This window comes from Mesorhizobium sp. (assembly GCF_004962925.1).
In the GTDB taxonomy this organism is placed as follows: domain Bacteria; phylum Pseudomonadota; class Alphaproteobacteria; order Rhizobiales; family Rhizobiaceae; genus Mesorhizobium.
This window is the reverse complement of sequence record NZ_SUEO01000014.1, coordinates 1-17982: the sequence shown is the minus strand read 5'-3', so window position 1 is coordinate 17982 and position 17982 is coordinate 1. Positions and strand designations below refer to the sequence as shown.

17 protein-coding genes and 2 pseudogenes are annotated in these 17982 nt (G+C 60.9%); 18 read left to right on the top strand and 1 reads right to left on the bottom strand.

The window, feature by feature from the left end; genetic code table 11:
• The 12 genes and pseudogenes from E5W87_RS05580 to E5W87_RS05525 all read left to right on the top strand — a co-directional run.
• A pseudogene (locus tag E5W87_RS05580) lies at positions 1-943 on the top strand (type IV secretory system conjugative DNA transfer family protein); the annotation flags it as partial.
• A gap of 116 nt (positions 944-1059) precedes the next feature.
• On the top strand, positions 1060-1473 hold the full coding sequence (locus E5W87_RS05575) for a CopG family transcriptional regulator (protein ID WP_095488561.1): 414 nt from the start codon (positions 1060-1062) through the stop codon (positions 1471-1473).
• Positions 1470-2438: a P-type conjugative transfer ATPase TrbB gene (trbB, locus tag E5W87_RS05570; RefSeq protein WP_024502850.1), complete on the top strand. Its 969-nt coding sequence runs from the start codon at positions 1470-1472 to the stop codon at positions 2436-2438. The genes E5W87_RS05575 and trbB overlap by 4 nt, the downstream gene beginning before the upstream one ends.
• Before the next feature lie 12 nt (positions 2439-2450).
• Positions 2451-2759 (top strand): TrbC/VirB2 family protein, encoded by a 309-nt coding sequence (locus tag E5W87_RS05565; protein ID WP_024502851.1) that lies wholly within the window; start codon positions 2451-2453, stop codon positions 2757-2759.
• Positions 2759-3031: a VirB3 family type IV secretion system protein gene (locus E5W87_RS05560; RefSeq protein WP_024502852.1), complete on the top strand. Its 273-nt coding sequence runs from the start codon at positions 2759-2761 to the stop codon at positions 3029-3031. The genes E5W87_RS05565 and E5W87_RS05560 overlap by 1 nt, the downstream gene beginning before the upstream one ends.
• Entirely contained in the window at positions 3025-5475 is a 2451-nt protein-coding gene (gene trbE, locus E5W87_RS05555; protein ID WP_292394783.1) for a conjugal transfer protein TrbE, read from the top strand. The genes E5W87_RS05560 and trbE overlap by 7 nt, the downstream gene beginning before the upstream one ends.
• Positions 5472-6197 carry a P-type conjugative transfer protein TrbJ gene (trbJ, locus tag E5W87_RS05550; RefSeq protein ID WP_292225062.1) on the top strand — a complete coding sequence of 242 codons (726 nt, stop codon included), beginning with the start codon at positions 5472-5474 and terminating at the stop codon, positions 6195-6197. Before trbE ends, trbJ begins: the two co-directional genes overlap by 4 nt.
• Positions 6198-6230: 33 nt before the next feature.
• Complete coding sequence (trbL, locus tag E5W87_RS05545) at positions 6231-7553, top strand: P-type conjugative transfer protein TrbL (RefSeq protein WP_292225023.1); 1323 nt, start codon at positions 6231-6233, stop codon at positions 7551-7553.
• A complete protein-coding gene (trbF, locus tag E5W87_RS05540) occupies positions 7554-8285 on the top strand; it encodes a conjugal transfer protein TrbF (protein ID WP_029354943.1) in 732 nt (243 codons plus the stop codon). It begins immediately after the preceding gene.
• A 1-nt stretch (position 8286) separates the two neighbouring features.
• A pseudogene (trbG, locus tag E5W87_RS05535) lies at positions 8287-9305 on the top strand (P-type conjugative transfer protein TrbG).
• An 11-nt stretch (positions 9306-9316) separates the two neighbouring features.
• Complete coding sequence (locus tag E5W87_RS05530; RefSeq protein WP_292394780.1) at positions 9317-10531, top strand: TrbI/VirB10 family protein; 1215 nt, start codon at positions 9317-9319, stop codon at positions 10529-10531.
• 12 nt (positions 10532-10543) lie between these two features.
• Entirely contained in the window at positions 10544-10786 is a 243-nt protein-coding gene (locus tag E5W87_RS05525) for a DUF2274 domain-containing protein (protein ID WP_029354949.1), read from the top strand.
• A 236-nt stretch (positions 10787-11022) separates the two neighbouring features.
• Here E5W87_RS05525 and hemN read toward each other — a convergent pair whose 3' ends face one another.
• Complete coding sequence (gene hemN / locus E5W87_RS05520) at positions 11023-12372, bottom strand: oxygen-independent coproporphyrinogen III oxidase (protein WP_292394827.1); 1350 nt, start codon at positions 12370-12372, stop codon at positions 11023-11025.
• Positions 12373-12523: 151 nt separating this feature from the next.
• Here hemN and E5W87_RS05515 point away from each other — a divergent pair, with 151 nt between their 5' ends.
• The 6 genes from E5W87_RS05515 to E5W87_RS05490 form a co-directional block, all read left to right on the top strand.
• The gene (locus E5W87_RS05515) at positions 12524-13267 is read left to right on the top strand and encodes a Crp/Fnr family transcriptional regulator (RefSeq protein WP_126105062.1); all 744 of its coding nucleotides are present in this window, start codon (positions 12524-12526) and stop codon (positions 13265-13267) included.
• Between the two features lie 501 nt (positions 13268-13768).
• Positions 13769-15388: a cytochrome-c oxidase, cbb3-type subunit I gene (ccoN, locus tag E5W87_RS05510; RefSeq protein WP_292394777.1), complete on the top strand. Its 1620-nt coding sequence runs from the start codon at positions 13769-13771 to the stop codon at positions 15386-15388.
• Positions 15388-16119 (top strand): cytochrome-c oxidase, cbb3-type subunit II, encoded by a 732-nt coding sequence (gene ccoO / locus E5W87_RS05505; RefSeq protein WP_292225012.1) that lies wholly within the window; start codon positions 15388-15390, stop codon positions 16117-16119. The genes ccoN and ccoO overlap by 1 nt, the downstream gene beginning before the upstream one ends.
• Positions 16120-16130: 11 nt before the next feature.
• The gene (locus tag E5W87_RS05500) at positions 16131-16280 is read left to right on the top strand and encodes a cbb3-type cytochrome c oxidase subunit 3 (RefSeq protein ID WP_024502864.1); all 150 of its coding nucleotides are present in this window, start codon (positions 16131-16133) and stop codon (positions 16278-16280) included.
• A 2-nt stretch (positions 16281-16282) separates the two neighbouring features.
• Entirely contained in the window at positions 16283-17146 is an 864-nt protein-coding gene (gene ccoP / locus E5W87_RS05495; RefSeq protein WP_292225009.1) for a cytochrome-c oxidase, cbb3-type subunit III, read from the top strand.
• 166 nt (positions 17147-17312) lie between these two features.
• Positions 17313-17982: 4Fe-4S binding protein (locus tag E5W87_RS05490; protein WP_292394775.1), on the top strand; the 670-nt coding region annotated here is incomplete at its 3' end.

Below are 17982 nucleotides of genomic sequence, written 5' to 3'. Positions count from 1 at the left end.
ACCGCTGTCGCTCTATCTGGTCGTGCCGCCTTCGGATATCTCGCGCACCAAGCCTTTGGTGCGACTGATCTTGAACCAGATCGGCAGGCGGTTGACGGAGCGTCTGGAGGGGGACCCGAAGAAGAGCCGTAAGCATCAGCTGCTCATGATGCTGGACGAGTTTCCGGCGCTCGGTCGCCTCGACTTCTTCGAAACGGCGCTCGCCTTCATGGCAGGTTATGGCATTCGCTCCTATCTGATCGCACAATCTTTGAACCAGGTTTCAAAGGCCTATGGCGAGAACAATGCTATTCTCGACAATTGCCACGTGCGAATTGCCTTTTCCTCCAATGACGAACGCACGGCCAAGCGCATCTCGGATGCCCTCGGCACCGCAACCGAACTTAGGTCGATGCGCAACTATGCGGGCCATCGGCTTGCGCCCTGGCTTTCACATGTCATGGTGAGCCGCCAGGAAACCGCGCGCCCGCTCCTGACGCCAGGCGAGGTGATGCAATTGCCGCCGTCAGACGAATTGGTCCTGGTTTCTGGGTTGCCGCCGATCCGCGCCAAGAAGCTGCGCTATTATCAGGATCAGAATTTCACAGATCGGGTGCTGCCTGCGCCGGTGCTGCACGACGGGCCCTATGCGGACTGCCCTGCATCACGCCCGGACGGCTGGACTGGACAAGTGTGCAGCGTCGATAGCCGACTTGCTGCGGACGAGGAAAGCGCCGACGCGCCAGTTGAAGACGAGGGAGGCGTTCAGCAGCAACGCCATCCAAGCCTGCCCGAAGAAGACGTTGTTGTCTCTCAAGAGCCCGATCAGGCCGATCTGTACAAGCCCGCAGACGATGACAGCGAAGCGCTCGCGGACAAGCGTGTCATGGATCGGATTTCCACTGCGGCCCGCGCCTACGGTATCAACGAGGGCAGGGGCGACGATGTCATTCCCGGCTTCTGAAGTCCGCTGAGTTGCAGAGCGCACCTCAGCGTAGATAACGGCCATAAGCGATTTTGAGCGTCTGGCCGATGCTTCTCCCGTCGCCGGCGCAACGCCGGGCCGTCGGAACGAGCCGCATGAAGCCGCACCGCATTCGCCATCAGTTTCTGCTTGAGCCGGAGCTCAGCGAGAAACTGGACAACCTCAGTCGCGATCCGTCAACGACCAAATCAGCGATCGTGGCGAAGGCGATCGAGGCGTTCATCGAGCGGCGTGGCGAGAGCGAGTTCGATCGGCGCTACGGCGTAAGGCTTGACCGGCTCTCCCGCGACCTTGCCCACGTCAGGCGCGATTCCGAGGTGATCCTGGAGAGCCTGGCGCTCTTCATCCGCTTTTCGATCACCCTTCATGCCCACACGCCGGTCCCGGATCGGGCAACGCAGGCTATTGCCCAAGAGCGTTTCGAGAAATTCGTTGAGAAGGTCGGCCGCCAGATCGCTTCCGGCAAAAAGTCGCTTAGCAAAGACAATGGTGGGGGAGGGGAAGGATGAGCTCTCATCCCGAGGCCGACCACCGGCGGCGTGTCATGCTGCGCACCGCCATGGGTCCGGCAATCACCGAAGCCCTGGCCGATCCGTCCGTCATCGAGGTGATGGTCAATCCCGACGGCGCGCTGCGACTCGACCGGTTAGGCGAAGGTCGGGTCGATACCGACGTTCACATGCACCCGTCCGAGGCAGAACGTATCATCCGCCTGGTTGCTTCGCACGTGCGCGCCGAGGCGCACGCCGACAACCCGATCGTCAGTGCCGAATTGCCGTCTGGCGAACGCTTCGAAGGCCTGCTGCCACCTGTGGTGTTGGCGCCATGTTTTGCCATCCGCAAGCCCGCCGCGAAAGTCTACACCCTGGCCGACTATGTTGCCGAACGCATCATGCTGCCGCTGCAGGCCGATGCGCTGAAAAAGGCCGTCCGCGAGCGGCGCAACATGCTGATCGCCGGCGGCACTTCCTCGGGGAAGACAACACTCGCCAACGCTCTGCTGGCTGAAGTCGCCGAATGCGACGATCGGGTGATCCTGATCGAGGACACACGCGAACTGCAGTGCGCGGCCAGGGACTGCGTTGCCCTGAGAACGAGGCGGGGCTCGGTCACCCTTGCCGATCTCGTGCGCTCGACGCTGAGGCTCAGGCCGGACCGCATCATCGTGGGCGAGGTGAGGGGCGCGGAAGCGCTCGACATGCTGAAGGCATGGAACACCGGACACCCAGGCGGCATCGCTACCGTACACGCCAATTCCGCGCGCTCGGCTCTCTATCGCATTGAGCAACTCGCCCAGGAAGCGGTGGTCACCGTTCCCCGCCGGCTCATCGCTGAGGCGATAGATCTGATCGTCTTTATAGCGGGACGCGGCTCGTCGCGCCACATCGACGCAATCGCCGAGGTCACCGGTCTCGACGGCAGCGGCGATTACGCCGTTGCCCCGCTCACGCTTTCGCAACTCCAGCAGCTTTGAAAGGCCTTCCTCATGCGCAAGAAGCTTCGCTTTCTTTCGTCCACAGCGCTCGCGTTTCTTATCACGGCCCCGGTTTATGCGGCCGGCTCCGGCATGCCGTGGGAGCAGCCGCTGCAGCAGATCCTGGAGTCCGTGCAGGGACCGGTCGCCAAGATCGTTGCGGTGATCATCATTATCACCACCGGCCTGACGCTTGCCTTCGGCGACACCGCCGGTGGTTTTCGGCGCCTGATTCAGATCGTCTTCGGTCTGTCGATCGCCTTCGCGGCATCGAGCTTCTTCCTCTCCTTCTTCTCCTTCGGTGGTGGGGCGCTCGTCTGATGGCCGCCGGGGAGCAGCATATCGAGGGCTTCGCAGTACCGGTCCACCGGGCGCTGACCGAGCCGATCCTGCTCGGCGGGGCTCCGCGCGCGGTGGCGATCCTCAACGGTACAGTGGCCGCGGCCATTGGCTTCGGCTTGCAGCAATGGATTGCTGGTCTGGTGCTTTGGATCGCGGGCCATTCGTTAGCGGTCTTTGCCGCAAGACGCGATCCGGACTTCGCCAGCGTGCTTGTGCGCCACCTACGTCTGAAGGGGTGGCTTGCATGCTGAACCTTTCGGAATATCGAAGCAAAGCCGACCGGCTTGCCGACCATCTACCCTGGGCTGCCTTGGTGGCGCCCGGCATCGTGCTCAACAAGGACGGCAGCTTTCAGCGGACGTTGCGGTTCCGCGGCCCGGATCTCGAAAGTGCGACGGAGGCTGAACTCGTCGGCATTTGCGCCCGGGCGAACAATGCTCTCAGACGCCTTGGCTCTGGCTGGGCATTGTTCTTTGAGGCCGAGCGCATAGAAGCGCTGGGCTATCCGAACTCGCATTTTCCTGACGCCGCGTCGTGGCTGGTCGACGAAGAACGCCGCGCTGCTTTCGAGGGGAAGGTAGCGCACTACGAGAGCCGCTATCATCTGACCTTGGTGTTTATGCCACCGCCGGACGCCAAGGCGCGCGCAGAAAGCGCGCTCGTCGACTCTCATTATTCCCAAGGAGAAAGAGACTGGCGCCAGGATCTGGCGAGGTTCCGTGACGAGACCAACCGCGTGCTCGATCTCTTCTCGGGTTTCATGTCCGAAGTACGCGTCCTCGATGATGCTCAGACGTTGACCTACCTCCACGGCACGATTTCGCCTCGCCGCCATCCTATCATGGCCCCGGAAACGCCGATGTATCTGGATGCCATCCTGGTCGATGCGCCGCTTACCGGTGGCCTGGAGCCGATGCTGGGTGAGCAGCATCTTCGCACACTGACCATCCTCGGCTTTCCAAACCTCACCCGGCCCGGGATCCTCGATGCCCTCAATCATCAGGATTTCGCCTATCGCTGGATGACGCGCTTCATTCCGCTCGAGAAAACGGAAGCCACGAAGACGCTGACGCGGTTGCGCCGGCAGTGGTTTGCCAAGCGCAAATCGATCGTGGCAATCCTACGCGAGGTCATTACCAACGAGCCGGTCCCGCTTGTCGACAGCGATGCCGACAACAAGGCGCTCGACGCCGACGAAGCCCTTCAGGCATTGGGCGGCGATCATGTGAGCTTCGGCTATCTCACCACGACCGTGACGGTGTGGGGCGAGGATCGCCAAGCCGCTGCAGAGAAGCTTCGCGCGGTCGAGCGCATCATCAATGGGATCGGTTTCACCACGATCCGAGAAGGCGTCAATGCGGTCGAGGCTTGGCTCGGCTCATTGCCTGGCCATGTCTACGCTAACGTTCGCCAACCGCTCGTTCATACTTTGAACCTTGCCCATCTCATGCCGCTGTCGTCGGTTTGGGCCGGTCCTGCGACAAACGAGTATCTCGCGAAAGTCACCCAAACCGAAGCGCCACCGCTTCTCGTTGCCGAGACCAGCGGGTCGACACCGTTTCGGCTTTCCACCCACGTCGAAGATGTCGGCCACATGCTGGCTGTTGGTCCGACCGGCGCCGGCAAGTCGGTTCTGCTTGCTCTGATTGCTCTGCAGTTCAGGCGCTATGCCGGCGCCCAGGTTTATGTCTTCGACAAAGGCAATTCGGCCCGTGCTGCAACACTTGCCATGGGTGGAGAACACCACGCGCTAGGAGCGGACGGTTCCCTTGCCTTTCAGCCACTGCGCAGCATCAACGACCAGGCTAGCCGAAGCTGGGCGGCCGAATGGATCGCCAGCCTTATTGCCCACGAGAACGTCACCGTCACGCCGGAGGTGAAGGAGGCTATCTGGTCAGCGCTGGCCAGCCTTGCCACCGCGCCGGCGCAGGAACGCACACTGACCGGCCTTTCGGTCCTGCTTCAATCCAATGCGCTGAAGTCCGCATTGATGCCCTACACGCTCGACGGTCCCTTCGGCCGCCTGCTCGATGCCGATCATGATGGGCTGGCCTTGTCGGATGTGCAGTGTTTCGAGACCGAGGAGCTGATGCACAGCCAAGGCGCTTTGCTGCCGGTGCTTACCTATCTGTTCCAGCGACTTGAGGAACGGTTCGACGGACGGCCCACGCTGATCATGCTCGACGAGGCGTGGGTCTATCTCGACAATCCGCTGTTCGCCGCCCGCATCCGCGAATGGCTGAAGGTGCTGCGAAAGAAGAACGTGTCGGTTGTCTTCGCTACGCAGTCGCTGGCTGATATCGCGGGCTCTGCCATAGCGCCGGCAATCATCGAAAGCTGCCCGCAGCGCATTTTCCTTCCCAATGATCGTGCCGTGGAACCCCAGGCGCGCACAGCCTACGAACGCTTCGGTTTAAGCGAGCGGCAGATCGAATTGATCGCCCGCGCCACGCCGAAGCGTCAGTATTATCTGCAATCGCGCCGCGGCAACCGTCTGTTCGAGCTCGGGCTTGGCCCCATCGCTCTTGCGCTTTGCGGTGCTTCCGATCCGGCCACGCAGACTCTGATCGACAGGATCCTGTCCGAAGACGGGCAAGGCAGCTTTGCCTCGCAGTTCCTGATCGCGCGCGGCCTCGATTGGGCCGGCGAACTTCTCAAGCAATTCCCTCAACCAGACAAGGAGCAATTAGCATGATGCGGCGACGCCTTCTCTCCGGCCTGATCACCGTTTCCCTGATCGCCAAGCCTATGGCCGACTATGTGCAGCCCGCCTACGCCCTTATCGTGTTCGATCCGTCCAATTATGCGCAGAACGTGCTGACGGCCGCGCGCGCATTGGAGCAGATCAACAACCAGATCCAGTCGCTGCAGAATCAGGCGACCATGCTGCAGAACATGGCGCGCAATCTTCAGCGTCTGGATTTCTCTTCCGTTGGCCAACTCACCGGTTCGCTCCATCGCATCGACGGCTTGATGGACCAGGCGAGTGGCCTCAGCTTTGATCTGGGCAAGCTTCAAGACCAGTGGCGCAGCCAATATCCGGAAAGCTACGACGCCACGATCAAGGTCAGCGATGTGGCGAGTGCTGCGCGCGAGCGTTGGCAAAGCGCCATGCAGGCGTTCCGCCAGACCATGGGGGTCCAGTCGCAAATCGTCGAGAACGTCCGCGCCGACGGCGATCTGCTCGCCGATCTCGTCAACCGCAGCCAAGGGGCGGCCGGTGCGCTTCAGGCAAGCCAGGCCACCAACCAGCTGATGGCGCTTTCGACAAAGCAGCAGATGCAGATCCAGACGCTGCTCGCAACGCAGTTTCGAGCTGAGGCCGAGGATGCCGCCCGCAAGGCCCAGTCAGAGGAAGCCGCCCGCGAGATGACGAAGCGATTCTTGGGTACCGGCTCGGCTTATCCCGGCAATTAATCACGAGTTCATCACGACGAGGAAGGCAGCGGCATGAACGACCTTGGCGTCATCGATCGCTTCATGGAGACCTTCATCCGCTACATCGACAGCGGGTTCGGTCTGCTCTCGGGTGACGTCGCCTTCCTCACTACCATTCTGATCGGCATTGACATCACACTTGCCGGCCTGGCGTGGGCGCTCGGCGAGGAGACCAGCGTTCTCGGCCGGCTTGTCCGCAAGGTGCTCTATGTTGGCGTCTTCGCCTTCATCCTGAACAATTTCAAGAACCTCGCCGATATCATTTATCGTTCTTTTGCCGGTCTCGGGATTAATGCGTCGGCCGGCAATCTGTCGGCAGACAATCTCCTGCGCCCGGGCCGCATTGCCGCGACCGGTTTCGAAGGTGCTTGGCCAATGCTTGACCAAGCCAGTCAGCTCCTGGGCTTCCCGGAAATCTTCGGCAACGCACTGACCATCTTCGTGCTGCTGATGGCTTGGTTCCTGGTCATCATCGCCTTCTTCATCCTTTCCATCCAGCTTTTCATCACCATCCTTGAGTTCAAGCTCACCACGCTGGCAGGTTTTGTTTTGGTTCCATTCGCACTTTGGAACCGTTCAGCGTTCCTGGCCGAACGCGTGCTCGGCCATGTTATCTCGTCAGGCATCAAGGTGATGGTGCTCGCCGTCATTGTCGGCATCGGCTCCACGCTCTTCGGGGAGTTCGCTTCCGCATTGCGAGGCAAGGAGCCGGATCTGGCCGCTGCCATGTCCCAGGTACTGGGCGCACTGGCACTGCTTGGCCTTGGCATTTTTGGGCCGGGGATCGCGTCGGGTCTTGTCTCAGGCGCACCGCAGCTTGGCGCGGGCGCCGCCCTCGGCACGACCGCGGCGGCAGCGGGTGTATCACTCGTTGCTGGAGGCACGGCATTTTCTGGCGCGCGTATGGCAACCAGCGGCGGTCTCGCCGCCATCCGCGCCGGCACAACAATGGGATCGGCTGCTTCCACCTCCTGGCAGATCGGGCGCGCAACCTCGCCCGACGTTGGCCTCTCCGGTGTGGCTGCTGGAATGCATGGTGTAACCAGTGCCGCTGGCGGCGCCGCTATACGCGTAGCGCGATCCGCCACTGCAAGTGTTGGGCGCAACGCCGATGCCGGGCGCGATGCCGCGTGGACCGCGACCGGCGGCACGCCGACCGCGTCAATGACCGAACGCTCTGCCGGTTCGGCCACTGTTTCGGCGCCGACGTGGGCAAGGCGCCTACGTTCTGAACAGACCGCCCGTGCACATCGCCACGCTGCCATGCAAGCTGTCCGAGACGGAGACCGGCCGGGAGGCAGCGCCAACCCCTCTCTCAACGACAAGGATGACTAGATGCTCTTCAAGCGACCCGTGCACCGTTACGGCAAAACACCCGAACCGGTCACGCCGTATCAAAAAGCCGCCCAGCTGTGGGACGAGCGCATCGGCTCATCTCGACTGCAGGCCAGGAACTGGCGGCTCATGGCCCTTGGGTGCCTGGCCTTGGCGACCGGACTTTCCGGCGGACTCGTATGGCAGTCGATGCAAAGCCGTGTCGTGCCTTACGTCGTCGAGGTCGATGGCTTCGGCGAGACGCGCGCCGTCGCGCCGGCAATCCGGAATTATGAGCCCTCGGATGCTCAGATCGCCTGGCATCTCGGCCGCTTCATCCAGAATGTCCGTTCCGTTTCCACCGATCCGGTTTTGGTACGGCAGAACTGGTTGGCAGCGTACGACTTTGCTAGCGATCGCGCAGCGCTCTTCCTCAACGAATACGCCAAGGCGAACGACCCCTTCGGTCAGATCGGAACGCGCAGTGTCTCGGTACAGGTCACCAGCGTGGTCAGGGCCTCCGAAAGTTCATTCCAGGTCAAATGGACCGAGCAGGTGTTTGAGCGCGGAAGCCTTGCCAGCACGATGCGCTGGACTGCGATCCTCACGATCGTGATCCGCTCGCCAAGCAATACGGATCAGCTGCGCAAGAATCCGCTCGGCGTCTTCATCAACGCCATTGACTGGTCACGCGAGCTCGACAGCGCCGTCCCACCCCCCCTTTCTCCGACGGAGTCCACCAATGAAAGATAAAATGTCACCGATTCGTGCCGTGCTGATCCTATCGGTGTCGGCAGCGGTCGTTTCCGCTTGTGCATCGAAGAAGGTGCCGCCGCCTGAGATTTCCTATGACGCTGCTGACTTCAAACCGGCCGCGATCGAGAAGGCGCCGGAGAGGCCGATTAGAATTGTCGAGGTGCCAAAACCACTGCCGCTGCCTGGCCAAACCAATTGCAGCCCGAGCCCGGCAAGGCCGAGGACAAGCGCCCCCCTGAAGAACGCGTCGCTGATGCCAACAAAGCCGCGACCCAGCAACCCACCAAGTACGGGTATGTTAATGCCGTGCAAGTCTACCCCTTCACCGATGGCGCGCTTTATCAGCTCTATGCCGCGCCGGAGCGCGTGACCGACATCGCTCTGCAGCCGGGCGAGAAACTAACCGCCGTGTCGGCTGGCGACACCGTGCGCTGGGTCATAGGCGATACTGCAAGCGGCACCGGTGACAATCAGCGCACCCATGTTCTGGTGAAACCCTTCGCGCCGGGTCTTGCCACCAATGTCGTCATTACGACGGACCGGCGGACCTATCATTTGCAGCTTCAAAGCACCGAGAAGACAGCAATGGCGGCAATCTCCTGGACCTACAGCCAAGACCAGATCATCGCGCTTCGCCAGCGCAATGCTCAAGCCGAGGCAGTTACACCGGTCGCGTCGAATATCGCGCTCGAAAACCTTCGCTTTCGCTACTCGATCAGTGGCGACACACCGCCCTGGAGACCGACGCGAGCCTTCGACGACGGCAGCAAGGTCTATATTGAGTTCCCTCGTCGCATAGATCAGGGCGAGGCGCCACCACTCTTCATCGTCGGCGCAGATGGGAGCAGCGAGCTCGTCAACTATCGCGTGCGCGGCAACTATTACATCGTCGATCGGCTCTTCGCCGCGGCCGAACTTCGCCTCGGCACCAAGCAGCAGCAGGTGATCCGCATCAGCAGGATTGACGACAGGCAACCGCTACGGCGGATCTCGCTCTTTTCGCGTTCCAGCCGGTGAGGTGAGGGCTCATGATCGAAAATTCCCGCTCTGGCATCCCGCCGAAACTGGATCCCGAGGAACTGCAGCTTCGGGCCTCTCCCCGCCGCGTGGTGCGGTTCAGGCGCGGTGTGATCATCGCGATCGCAGCGCTCGGATCCGGCGCTGTGTTCGGCGTTGCCATGATGGCGCTCCAGGGGCCGGCCCTTCGCATCAGGGATCAGGCGGAAGATCTCTACAGCACTGAGCGCAAACCAACCGTCGAGGGACTCGATACGCTTCCCCATGACTATTCCGGCATGAAGCCGAAGTCTCCCGTCCTTGGGCCACCTTTGCCGGGCGACCTCGGTCGCCCCATCCTCGAGCGGCAGCGCCAGCTCGGCATCGTGCCGGGCCAAGACATCTCGGCCGAGGAGCAGCGTCTAGCGCAGCAGGCGATCGAAGCGCGTGAATCGCAGGTGCTTTTCCGCGTCGAAAATCGAGCTCAACAGACAGATGTCGGTGAGAGCGTGCAAACTGCTCAGCATCCATTTGAGGCACTTCCCCAATCCGAAGCAGCACGCGCGTCAGCCTCGGTGGCGCCGGCGGAAAGCGACCAGAACAATCAGCAGCGAAAGCTTGATTTCCTCAGCCAGCGGAGCACTGGCGGGATCTACAATCCGCATGCGCTGCAGACGCCGATCTCGCCGTATCAACTGATGGCTGGCAGCGTGATTGCCGCCAGCCTGATCACCGGCATCAATTCCGATTTGCCGGGCCTTGTCGTCGCGCAAGTCACCGAGAATGTGCACGACACGGTCACGGGCAACATATTGCTGATTCCGCAGGGCTCACGTCTTATCGGCGTCTACGACAGCGTCGTCGCGTTCGGGCAAAAGCGAGCGCTGCTGGTCTGGCAGCGCATTCTGCTGCCCGACGGCTCGTCGGTCGAAATCGACAATCTGCCCGCGAGCGACACCGCCGGCTACGCAGGGCTGGAAGACAAAGTCGATTTCCACGCCTGGCAGCTGATCAAGGGGGTGGCGCTTGCCACATTGCTCGGTGTCGGCACGGAATTCAGCCTCGGCGAAAACGAGAGCGATCTGGTCAAGGCGATCCGGGAATCAGCCCAGCAGAACGCCAGTCGAGCCGGCCAGCGCATCACCGAAAAAAACCTCAATATCCAGCCCACCATCATCGTCCGCCCAGGTTGGCCACTGCGCGTCATCGTGCACAAGGACATCGTGCTGCGGCCATACGCGAGTTGAGCAGGAGTTACCATGGCTGACCTGAAACTTGGAAAGCTTCCAGACCGAACAGCTTCGAAGATCACCATTACCGTCAGCGCGGAGCTGGGCCAAACACTCAAGGAGTATGCTGCACTTTACCGTCAGACCTATCGTCAGTCTGAAACCGTGGCAGAACTCATCCCTTTCATGCTGGCGGCGTTTCTGGAAGGCGACCGAGCCTTTGCCAAGGCCAGAAAAGAAGGTCTGCCGACGGAGCTTGCCGAAAAGTCGTGACTCCTCCGCTAGAGGCAGCTGGAACATTGCCTAGCTGTCGCGGCCTACCTGCTCCTCGCGAAGCATAGGATCAAACACCTTGGAATGCAGGTATGCGTAAGAGAGGATGTGGAAGGAAATACCGCGCAACAGCCTAAGTTTGCATTTTCGATTGGATGCGGTAGTCGCCTATGAGCGGTCAAAATGAAACGCAGCTGGTTCGCGATCGACCAAACGGCGAGCGCACTATGCTTTGCTCAGACCGCCACCGAGTGCCTCGCCGTTCCCCCTTTGAAATATGTATCGAACTTGGCCGCGATGGTTCGAACGAAGGGGCGACTTTCAGCCCGTACGACGAAACTGTCGCCATCGAATTCAAGCGCTTGGGCAGGATCGTGGAGGGCGATGGACCTCGAGCGATGAAGGAGCTTCTCGCCGGCTTTGCCGAACCGCTCCACCAGATCGACTGCCGAGAAGGCAAAATCACACATCAGCCGCTCGATTATCCAGCCACGGACGCGATCGTCGTCGGAAAGGGCAACGCCCCGGACGGCAGCCAACCCGCCATCCGCAACCATGCGCCCGTACCCGGCAGTCGAAGCCATGTTCTGCACGTAGCCTTGGCGAAAACGACCGATGGACGAAGGGCCAAGTCCGATCAGTGTCGGGCAGCGATCCTCGGTGTAGCCCTGAAAATTGCGATGCAAAACCCCTGCGCGGGCCGCTATGGCCAGCGCATCGTCGGGCTTCGCGAAATGATCGAGTCCTATTGCCTCATATCCCTTGGCGACAATTGCCCGCGCCGCGAGTTGAGATTGGGCGAAACGCTCGGTGGGACTCGGCAGCCATGCCTCGTCGATCATCGTCTGATGCTTCTTGAACCAGGGCACATGTGCGTAGCCGAACAGAGCCATCCGGTCTGGTTCCAAGGTCAGTGCCTGCGCCACCGTGGAACAGATCGTCTCGCGTGTCTGATTCGGGAGCCCGTAGAGCAGGTCCAGATTGACCGATTCAACGCCCCGCGAACGAACCCCGTCGACGACTGCCTTGGTCTGCAAAAAACTTTGCTCACGATTAATTGCTTTTTGCACTTGCGGATCGAAATCCTGCACGCCGAGGCTCGCCCGCGTTACGCCGATTTGAGCAAGCGCATCAAGGCGCGCCTTGTCCATGTCGTTGGTTCCGATTTCGATGCTGACCGTAGCATCCGGGAGAAGGTCGAAGCTGTCCCGCAAGGCCGCTCCAAGAGCAACCATGTCATCGGGCCTCAGCATCGTTGGCGAACCGCCACCGAAGTGGATTGCACGGACATGTGCCTTGCCGCTCACCAGACCGGCAATCGTGACGATTTCGGCATTCAGCGAGCGCAGATAAGCGGCCACCGGCTCATATTGGTGCGTCTGCTTGGTGTGGCAGGCGCAGAACCAGCAGAGCTTGTCGCAGTAAGGAATGTGCAAATACAGCGAGATTTCGTCGCCACTTTCCAGCGCCTCCAACCAGCCACGGTAAATGGCAGCATCGACCCCGGAATGGAAATGCGGCGCCGTCGGATAGCTGGTGTAGCGTGGGACGTTCTCGCTGAGTTTGACAGCTATTTCCGATTGCATCTCGCGTTCACCGTGTTGCCCGCCGAACACTGCACGCATCGCTGAAGCAGACCCTGATCTCGATCAGCCGCGCGCATGGACAAACCGCCGCAGGACTTCTCTACCCTGGATGGGTATCCTGCCGGCAGTTAGGATCGGGTAAAGCGAACGCATGACCTTTCGGCAAGACATTCATACTTCCGGCATTCCTGTTCTTTGCCTCCCTTGCGAGGCACGGCGTCGCGGTGTCTGCGGTGCGCTCGATCCAGACAATTTGGTTGGGCTCGCCAAGACTTGCTCGCGTCGCCGGATCGAGTCAGGAATGGAGTTGACCGGCGAGGCACAGAACGTCGACAGCTACTCGAACGTGCTTTCAGGCGTGGTAAAGCTATCAAAGAGCCTGTCGGATGGGCGCCAGCAGATCGTCGGTCTCCAGTTTGCACCGGATTTTCTGGGACGTCCTTTCAAGGTGGAAAGCTCGATCAATGCGGAAGCGGCAACAGCAGTCACGCTGTGCTCGTTTCCGCGAGCGGCCGTCGAACGGATGATGAAGGCGTCACGGGAATTCGAGCATCGCCTGCTCAAACAGACGCTGAATGAACTCGATGAGGCGCGCGAGTGGATGGTGACGCTGGGGCGCAAGACAGCTCCGGAAAAGGTGGCGAGTTTTCTCCTCATGATGGCCCGGAATATCGATTCCAGTCTCGACGCGGCTTCCAGGTCAGCGTCCTTCGATCTGCCGCTGACGCGTGCCGAAATCTCTGATTTCCTTGGAATTACCAACGAAACCGTGAGCCGCCAACTGACGCGATTGCGGGCTGACGGGGTGATTCGGATTGAGAACGCACGCCATGTGACGGTGGACAGCATAAGCCGTCTGGAGAAGCGCTGTGGCGGCGGACGCGAGCGGCCCTAAGCGGCCAGGCCCATGTCGCATGGCTCCGGGGCGGGCCGTGTTTGCCTTCTAATGCGATGTCGCCGCGCCTTCGAAGAAGCGGCGTCACGGTCGTGACAGCTTTCGGGCTTTGATAGGGACGATGACCAATCGCCAGGTGTATTTCGGCACATACCGGCGAAGCACGGTCCTTAAGCTGCCACGGCTCGGCCGAACGATCGCGTTCGTTTCCAATGGGATTCGAACAACGTTTGGTAGGGCATCGGCAATAGCATCCAACGCGTCCCAGAGCCTCAGCTTTCGCCTCAATCGATCGCGTCTGCGCCCGCCCAACCCAGGGAACGCCTCCCTTGTCCATGAGGGGGTGAGCCCGCGCTGCGTTCCTCGTTCATTCGCCACCTGCTGATTGCGCCGCCGACACAAAATCGTGCGGCCTGACATAGATCAGGGCGAGGGGGCGGCGGCTGCGCAATTAGTGCGCTGCGGATTTGGCATCCACCAGATTCGAGATCGGGATCTGCAATGAAATTCGGCATAGAGATCGTCCTTCTAAGCGTGTTCGCTTTTGCGGCCCTGGTGGCCGCCGGCTTCGGCGTGGATGAACCTTTCCGCCGACATATGTGGGTGTTGTTCTTCGCAGTGGCTGGTTTCACTGCGATCCTGTTGCGCAACACGGAGTTCAAGCCAGCAGCTCCGATCGACCCATCCGCTCACATGGACGGTCCGATCCGCTACGGCGCGATCGCCACCGTGTTCTGGGGTGTCGTCGGCATGCTGGTCGGCGTGGTGATCGCGCTTCAGCTCGCCTATCCCGATCTCAACATCCAGCCCTGGTTCAATTTCGGCCGTTTGCGGCCGCTGCATACATCCGGTGTCGTCTTCGCCTTCGGTGGCAACGCGCTGCTTTGCACGTCTCTGTATGTCGTGCAGCGCACCTGCCGCGCCCGCCTCTTCGGCGGTGATCTCGCCTGGTTCGTCTTCTGGGGCTACCAGCTTTTCATCGTCATGGCCGCGACCGGCTATCTGCTCGGCATCACCGAGGGCCGCGAATACGCCGAACCCGAATGGTATGTGGATGTCTGGCTGACCATCGTCTGGGTCGCTTATCTCATCCTGTTCCTCGGCACGATCTTCAAGCGCAAGGAACCGCACATCTACGTCGCCAACTGGTTCTACCTCTCCTTCATCGTGACCATCGCGATGCTGCATGTGGTCAACAACCTGTCGATGCCAGTCTCGTTCCTGGGCTCCAAGAGCTACTCCGCCTTTTCCGGTGTCCAAGATGCGCTGACGCAATGGTGGTACGGCCACAACGCGGTCGGCTTCTTCCTCACCGCCGGCTTTCTCGGCATGATGTATTACTTTGTGCCCAAGCAGGCGAACCGGCCAGTCTATTCGTACCGGCTGTCGATCGTCCATTTCTGGGCGATCATCTTTCTCTACATCTGGGCTGGCCCGCATCACCTGCACTATACCGCCTTGCCCGACTGGGCGCAGACGCTCGGCATGGCGTTCTCGATCATGCTGTGGATGCCGTCATGGGGCGGCATGATCAACGGTCTGATGACGCTGTCCGGCGCCTGGGACAAGCTGCGCACCGATCCGATCATCCGCATGATGGTGATGGCCGTCGCCTTCTATGGCATGTCGACCTTCGAAGGCCCGATCATGGCGATCAGGGCGGTTAATTCGCTGTCGCATTATACCGACTGGACCATCGGCCACGTCCATTCGGGCGCGCTCGGCTGGGTTGGCATGATCTCGTTCGGCGCAATCTACTACATGGTGCCGAAGCTCTGGAACCGTCACCGGCTCTACTCGCTGCGGCTCGTCACCTGGCACTTCTGGCTGGCGACACTCGGGATCGTCGTCTACGCCTCGGTCATGTGGGTGTCAGGCATCATGCAGGGCCTGATGTGGCGTGAATACGACCAGCAGGGCTTCCTGGTCTATTCCTTCGCCGAAACCGTCGCTGCCATGCACCCATACTACGTCATGCGCGCCATCGGTGGGGCCATGTACCTCTCCGGCGCCCTGATCATGGCCTGGAACATCACCATGACCATCCTCGGCCACCAGCGCGAGGAGGAGCCGATGCCGAGCCCCGTCGCCATCCGACCTGCGCGATCAGGAGCCAGGTGATGGGCTTGATGGACAAACACGCAATCATCGAGAAGAACGCCACGCTTCTTCTCGTTGGCTCGCTGCTCGTGGTGACGGTCGGCGGTATCGTCGAGATAGCGCCTCTCTTCTATCTCGACAATACGATCGAGAAGGTGGAAGGCATGCGCCCCTATTCGCCGCTCGAACTTGTCGGGCGCAACATCTATATGCGCGAGGGCTGCTTTCTCTGCCATAGCCAGATGATCAGGCCGTTCCGCGACGAAGTTGAGCGCTATGGCCACTACAGCCTGGCGGCCGAGTCCATGTACGATCACCCCTTCCAGTGGGGATCGAAGCGCACCGGGCCGGATCTCGCCAGAGTTGGCGACCGCTACTCGAATGCATGGCATGTCGCGCATCTTACCGACCCGCGCTCGGTGGTGCCGGAATCGATCATGCCGAGCTATAGGTTCCTGAAAGACACGCCGATCGACGTGAAGGATTTCTCGACGCATCTGATCGCCAACAGGCGTGTAGCCGTCCCTTACACCGATGACATGATCGCGCACGCCAATGCGGATCTGGCGGCGCAGGCCGATCCCAATGCCGACACATCAGGCCTTGAGGCGCGTTACCCCAAAGCCAAGATCGGCGACTTCGACGGCAACCCGCAACAGGTCACCGAAATGGATGCCCTGCTCGCCTACCTGCAGATGCTTGGCACACTGGTCGACTTCAAAAATTACGACGAAGCCGCCGGCTACCGCTGAGGAGAACGCTGATGACCTACAATTTGATGCGGGCGTTTGCCGACAGCTGGGGCCTGGTTGCGATGGCGCTGTTCTTCGTGGGGTGCATCGCCTTTGCCCTACGCCCCGGCAGCCGAAGGCTGGCCGACGAAGCTGCCCGCATTCCGCTCGAGGACGAGTGATCATGAGCGACGAGCACATCGATGAGGTCTCCGGCGTCTCAACCACCGGCCATGAATGGGACGGCATCAGGGAGCTCAACAATCCTCTGCCGCGATGGTGGGTGATTACCTTCTACGTCACCATAGCGTGGGCGCTCGTCTATACGACCGCATACCCGGCATGGCCGATGCTGACCTCGGCAACCAAGGGCATGCTCGGCTATTCAAGCCGTAAGGACGTCAAGAACGACCTTGCCGCGGCCGAGGCCGCCAATGGCAAGTATGTTGCAGCCATCCAGGCAAAGAGCGTCTCGGAGATCTTGACTGACGATGACTTGCGCGAATTCGCGGTCGCTGCCGGGGCTGCCGCGTTCAAGGTCAACTGTACGCAATGCCACGGCTCCGGCGCTCAGGGATCGAAGGGCTTTCCCAACCTGAATGACGATGACTGGCTGTGGGGCGGCAGCCCCGACCAGATCCAGCAGACGATCACGCACGGCCTCCGCTTTGCTTCCGATCCGGACACGCGACTGTCAGAAATGCCGGCCTTCGGCGACATCATCACCGCCGACCAGATCGCACAAGTCAGCGCCTACGTGGCCAGCCTTTCCGGCAAGGTCCGCGATGCAAGTCTGATCCAACCCGGCGCCAAGGTCTTTGCCGAGAACTGCGTCGCCTGTCACGGCGACAATGCAAAAGGCAACAGGGAATTCGGCGCCCCCGACCTGACCGACGCGATCTGGCTTTACGGGTCCGGCGAGACGGCCATCGCCGCCCAGGTTCGTGCGCCAAAGCAGGGTATCATGCCGGCCTGGGTTGGCCGTCTCGGCGAAATCAAGGTCAAGGAACTTGCAGTTTATGTCCATTCGCTTGGCGGCGGAGAATAGGAATGGAAGCCCTATTCTTCGGTCCCCCCTGCCAAGCGGACGAGGCCCGGCGTGAGCCGGGCCTCGACACCATTCCTAATGCGATCTGCACAACCCGGCAAGGCTGTCCTACCGCGAGGCTTTTCGACAGGTGCCCCTGACATTGGCTGGGAAAGTGGAGTTGCACGTGCGTGACAAGACGCAGTTGACACGGCTCGAAACAGAAACTGTCAATGCCGCCAAAACCCGCAAGCCCCTTTATGCCGCGCGTCAAAAGATCTTCCCGAAGCGCGCTTCAGGCAGCTTTCGTCGCTTCAAGTGGCTGGTGATGGCAATCACGCTGGGCATTTACTACCTGACGCCTTGGCTGCGTTGGGATCGGGGGCCGTTTGCCCCCGACCAGGCTGTGCTGATCGATCTCGCCAATCGCCGCTTTTACTTCTTTTTCATCGAGATTTGGCCGCAGGAATTCTACTATGTAGCCGGCCTGCTGGTCATGGCCGGCATCGGCCTTTTCCTGATCACCTCGACTGTCGGCCGGGCCTGGTGCGGCTATACCTGCCCACAGACCGTATGGGTCGACCTGTTTCTGGTTGTCGAGCGCGCGATCGAGGGCGACCGCAACGCGCGCATGAAACTCGATGCCGGCCCCTGGGCCGCGCGCAAGCTTGTGCTGCGTGTATCCAAACACGCTATCTGGCTGGTCATAGGCGCGGCAACGGGGGGTGCCTGGATCTTCTATTTCGCCGATGCACCGACGCTGGTTGGCGAGCTCTTCACCGGCACCGCCGCACCCGTCGCGTACATCACCATCGCCGTCTTGACGGCAACCACCTACACGTTCGGCGGCCTGATGC

Excerpts from the sequence above, each read along its gene's own strand:
- trbF (WP_029354943.1), top strand. The coding sequence starts at position 7,554 with ATGCTCTTCAAGCGACCCGTGCACCGTTACGGCAAAACACCCGAACCG.
- E5W87_RS05500 (WP_024502864.1), top strand. The coding sequence starts at position 16,131 with ATGACCTACAATTTGATGCGGGCGTTTGCCGACAGCTGGGGCCTGGTT.
- E5W87_RS05575 (WP_095488561.1), top strand. The coding sequence starts at position 1,060 with ATGAAGCCGCACCGCATTCGCCATCAGTTTCTGCTTGAGCCGGAGCTC.
- trbE (WP_292394783.1), top strand. The coding sequence starts at position 3,025 with ATGCTGAACCTTTCGGAATATCGAAGCAAAGCCGACCGGCTTGCCGAC.
- E5W87_RS05515 (WP_126105062.1), top strand. The coding sequence starts at position 12,524 with ATGACCTTTCGGCAAGACATTCATACTTCCGGCATTCCTGTTCTTTGC.
- E5W87_RS05565 (WP_024502851.1), top strand. The coding sequence starts at position 2,451 with ATGCGCAAGAAGCTTCGCTTTCTTTCGTCCACAGCGCTCGCGTTTCTT.
- ccoO (WP_292225012.1), top strand. The coding sequence starts at position 15,388 with ATGGGCTTGATGGACAAACACGCAATCATCGAGAAGAACGCCACGCTT.
- E5W87_RS05560 (WP_024502852.1), top strand. The coding sequence starts at position 2,759 with ATGGCCGCCGGGGAGCAGCATATCGAGGGCTTCGCAGTACCGGTCCAC.
- trbB (WP_024502850.1), top strand. The coding sequence starts at position 1,470 with ATGAGCTCTCATCCCGAGGCCGACCACCGGCGGCGTGTCATGCTGCGC.
- trbJ (WP_292225062.1), top strand. The coding sequence starts at position 5,472 with ATGATGCGGCGACGCCTTCTCTCCGGCCTGATCACCGTTTCCCTGATC.
- ccoP (WP_292225009.1), top strand. The coding sequence starts at position 16,283 with ATGAGCGACGAGCACATCGATGAGGTCTCCGGCGTCTCAACCACCGGC.
- E5W87_RS05530 (WP_292394780.1), top strand. The coding sequence starts at position 9,317 with ATGATCGAAAATTCCCGCTCTGGCATCCCGCCGAAACTGGATCCCGAG.
- ccoN (WP_292394777.1), top strand. The coding sequence starts at position 13,769 with ATGAAATTCGGCATAGAGATCGTCCTTCTAAGCGTGTTCGCTTTTGCG.
- E5W87_RS05525 (WP_029354949.1), top strand. The coding sequence starts at position 10,544 with ATGGCTGACCTGAAACTTGGAAAGCTTCCAGACCGAACAGCTTCGAAG.
- trbL (WP_292225023.1), top strand. The coding sequence starts at position 6,231 with ATGAACGACCTTGGCGTCATCGATCGCTTCATGGAGACCTTCATCCGC.
- hemN (WP_292394827.1), bottom strand. The coding sequence starts at position 12,372 with ATGCAATCGGAAATAGCTGTCAAACTCAGCGAGAACGTCCCACGCTAC.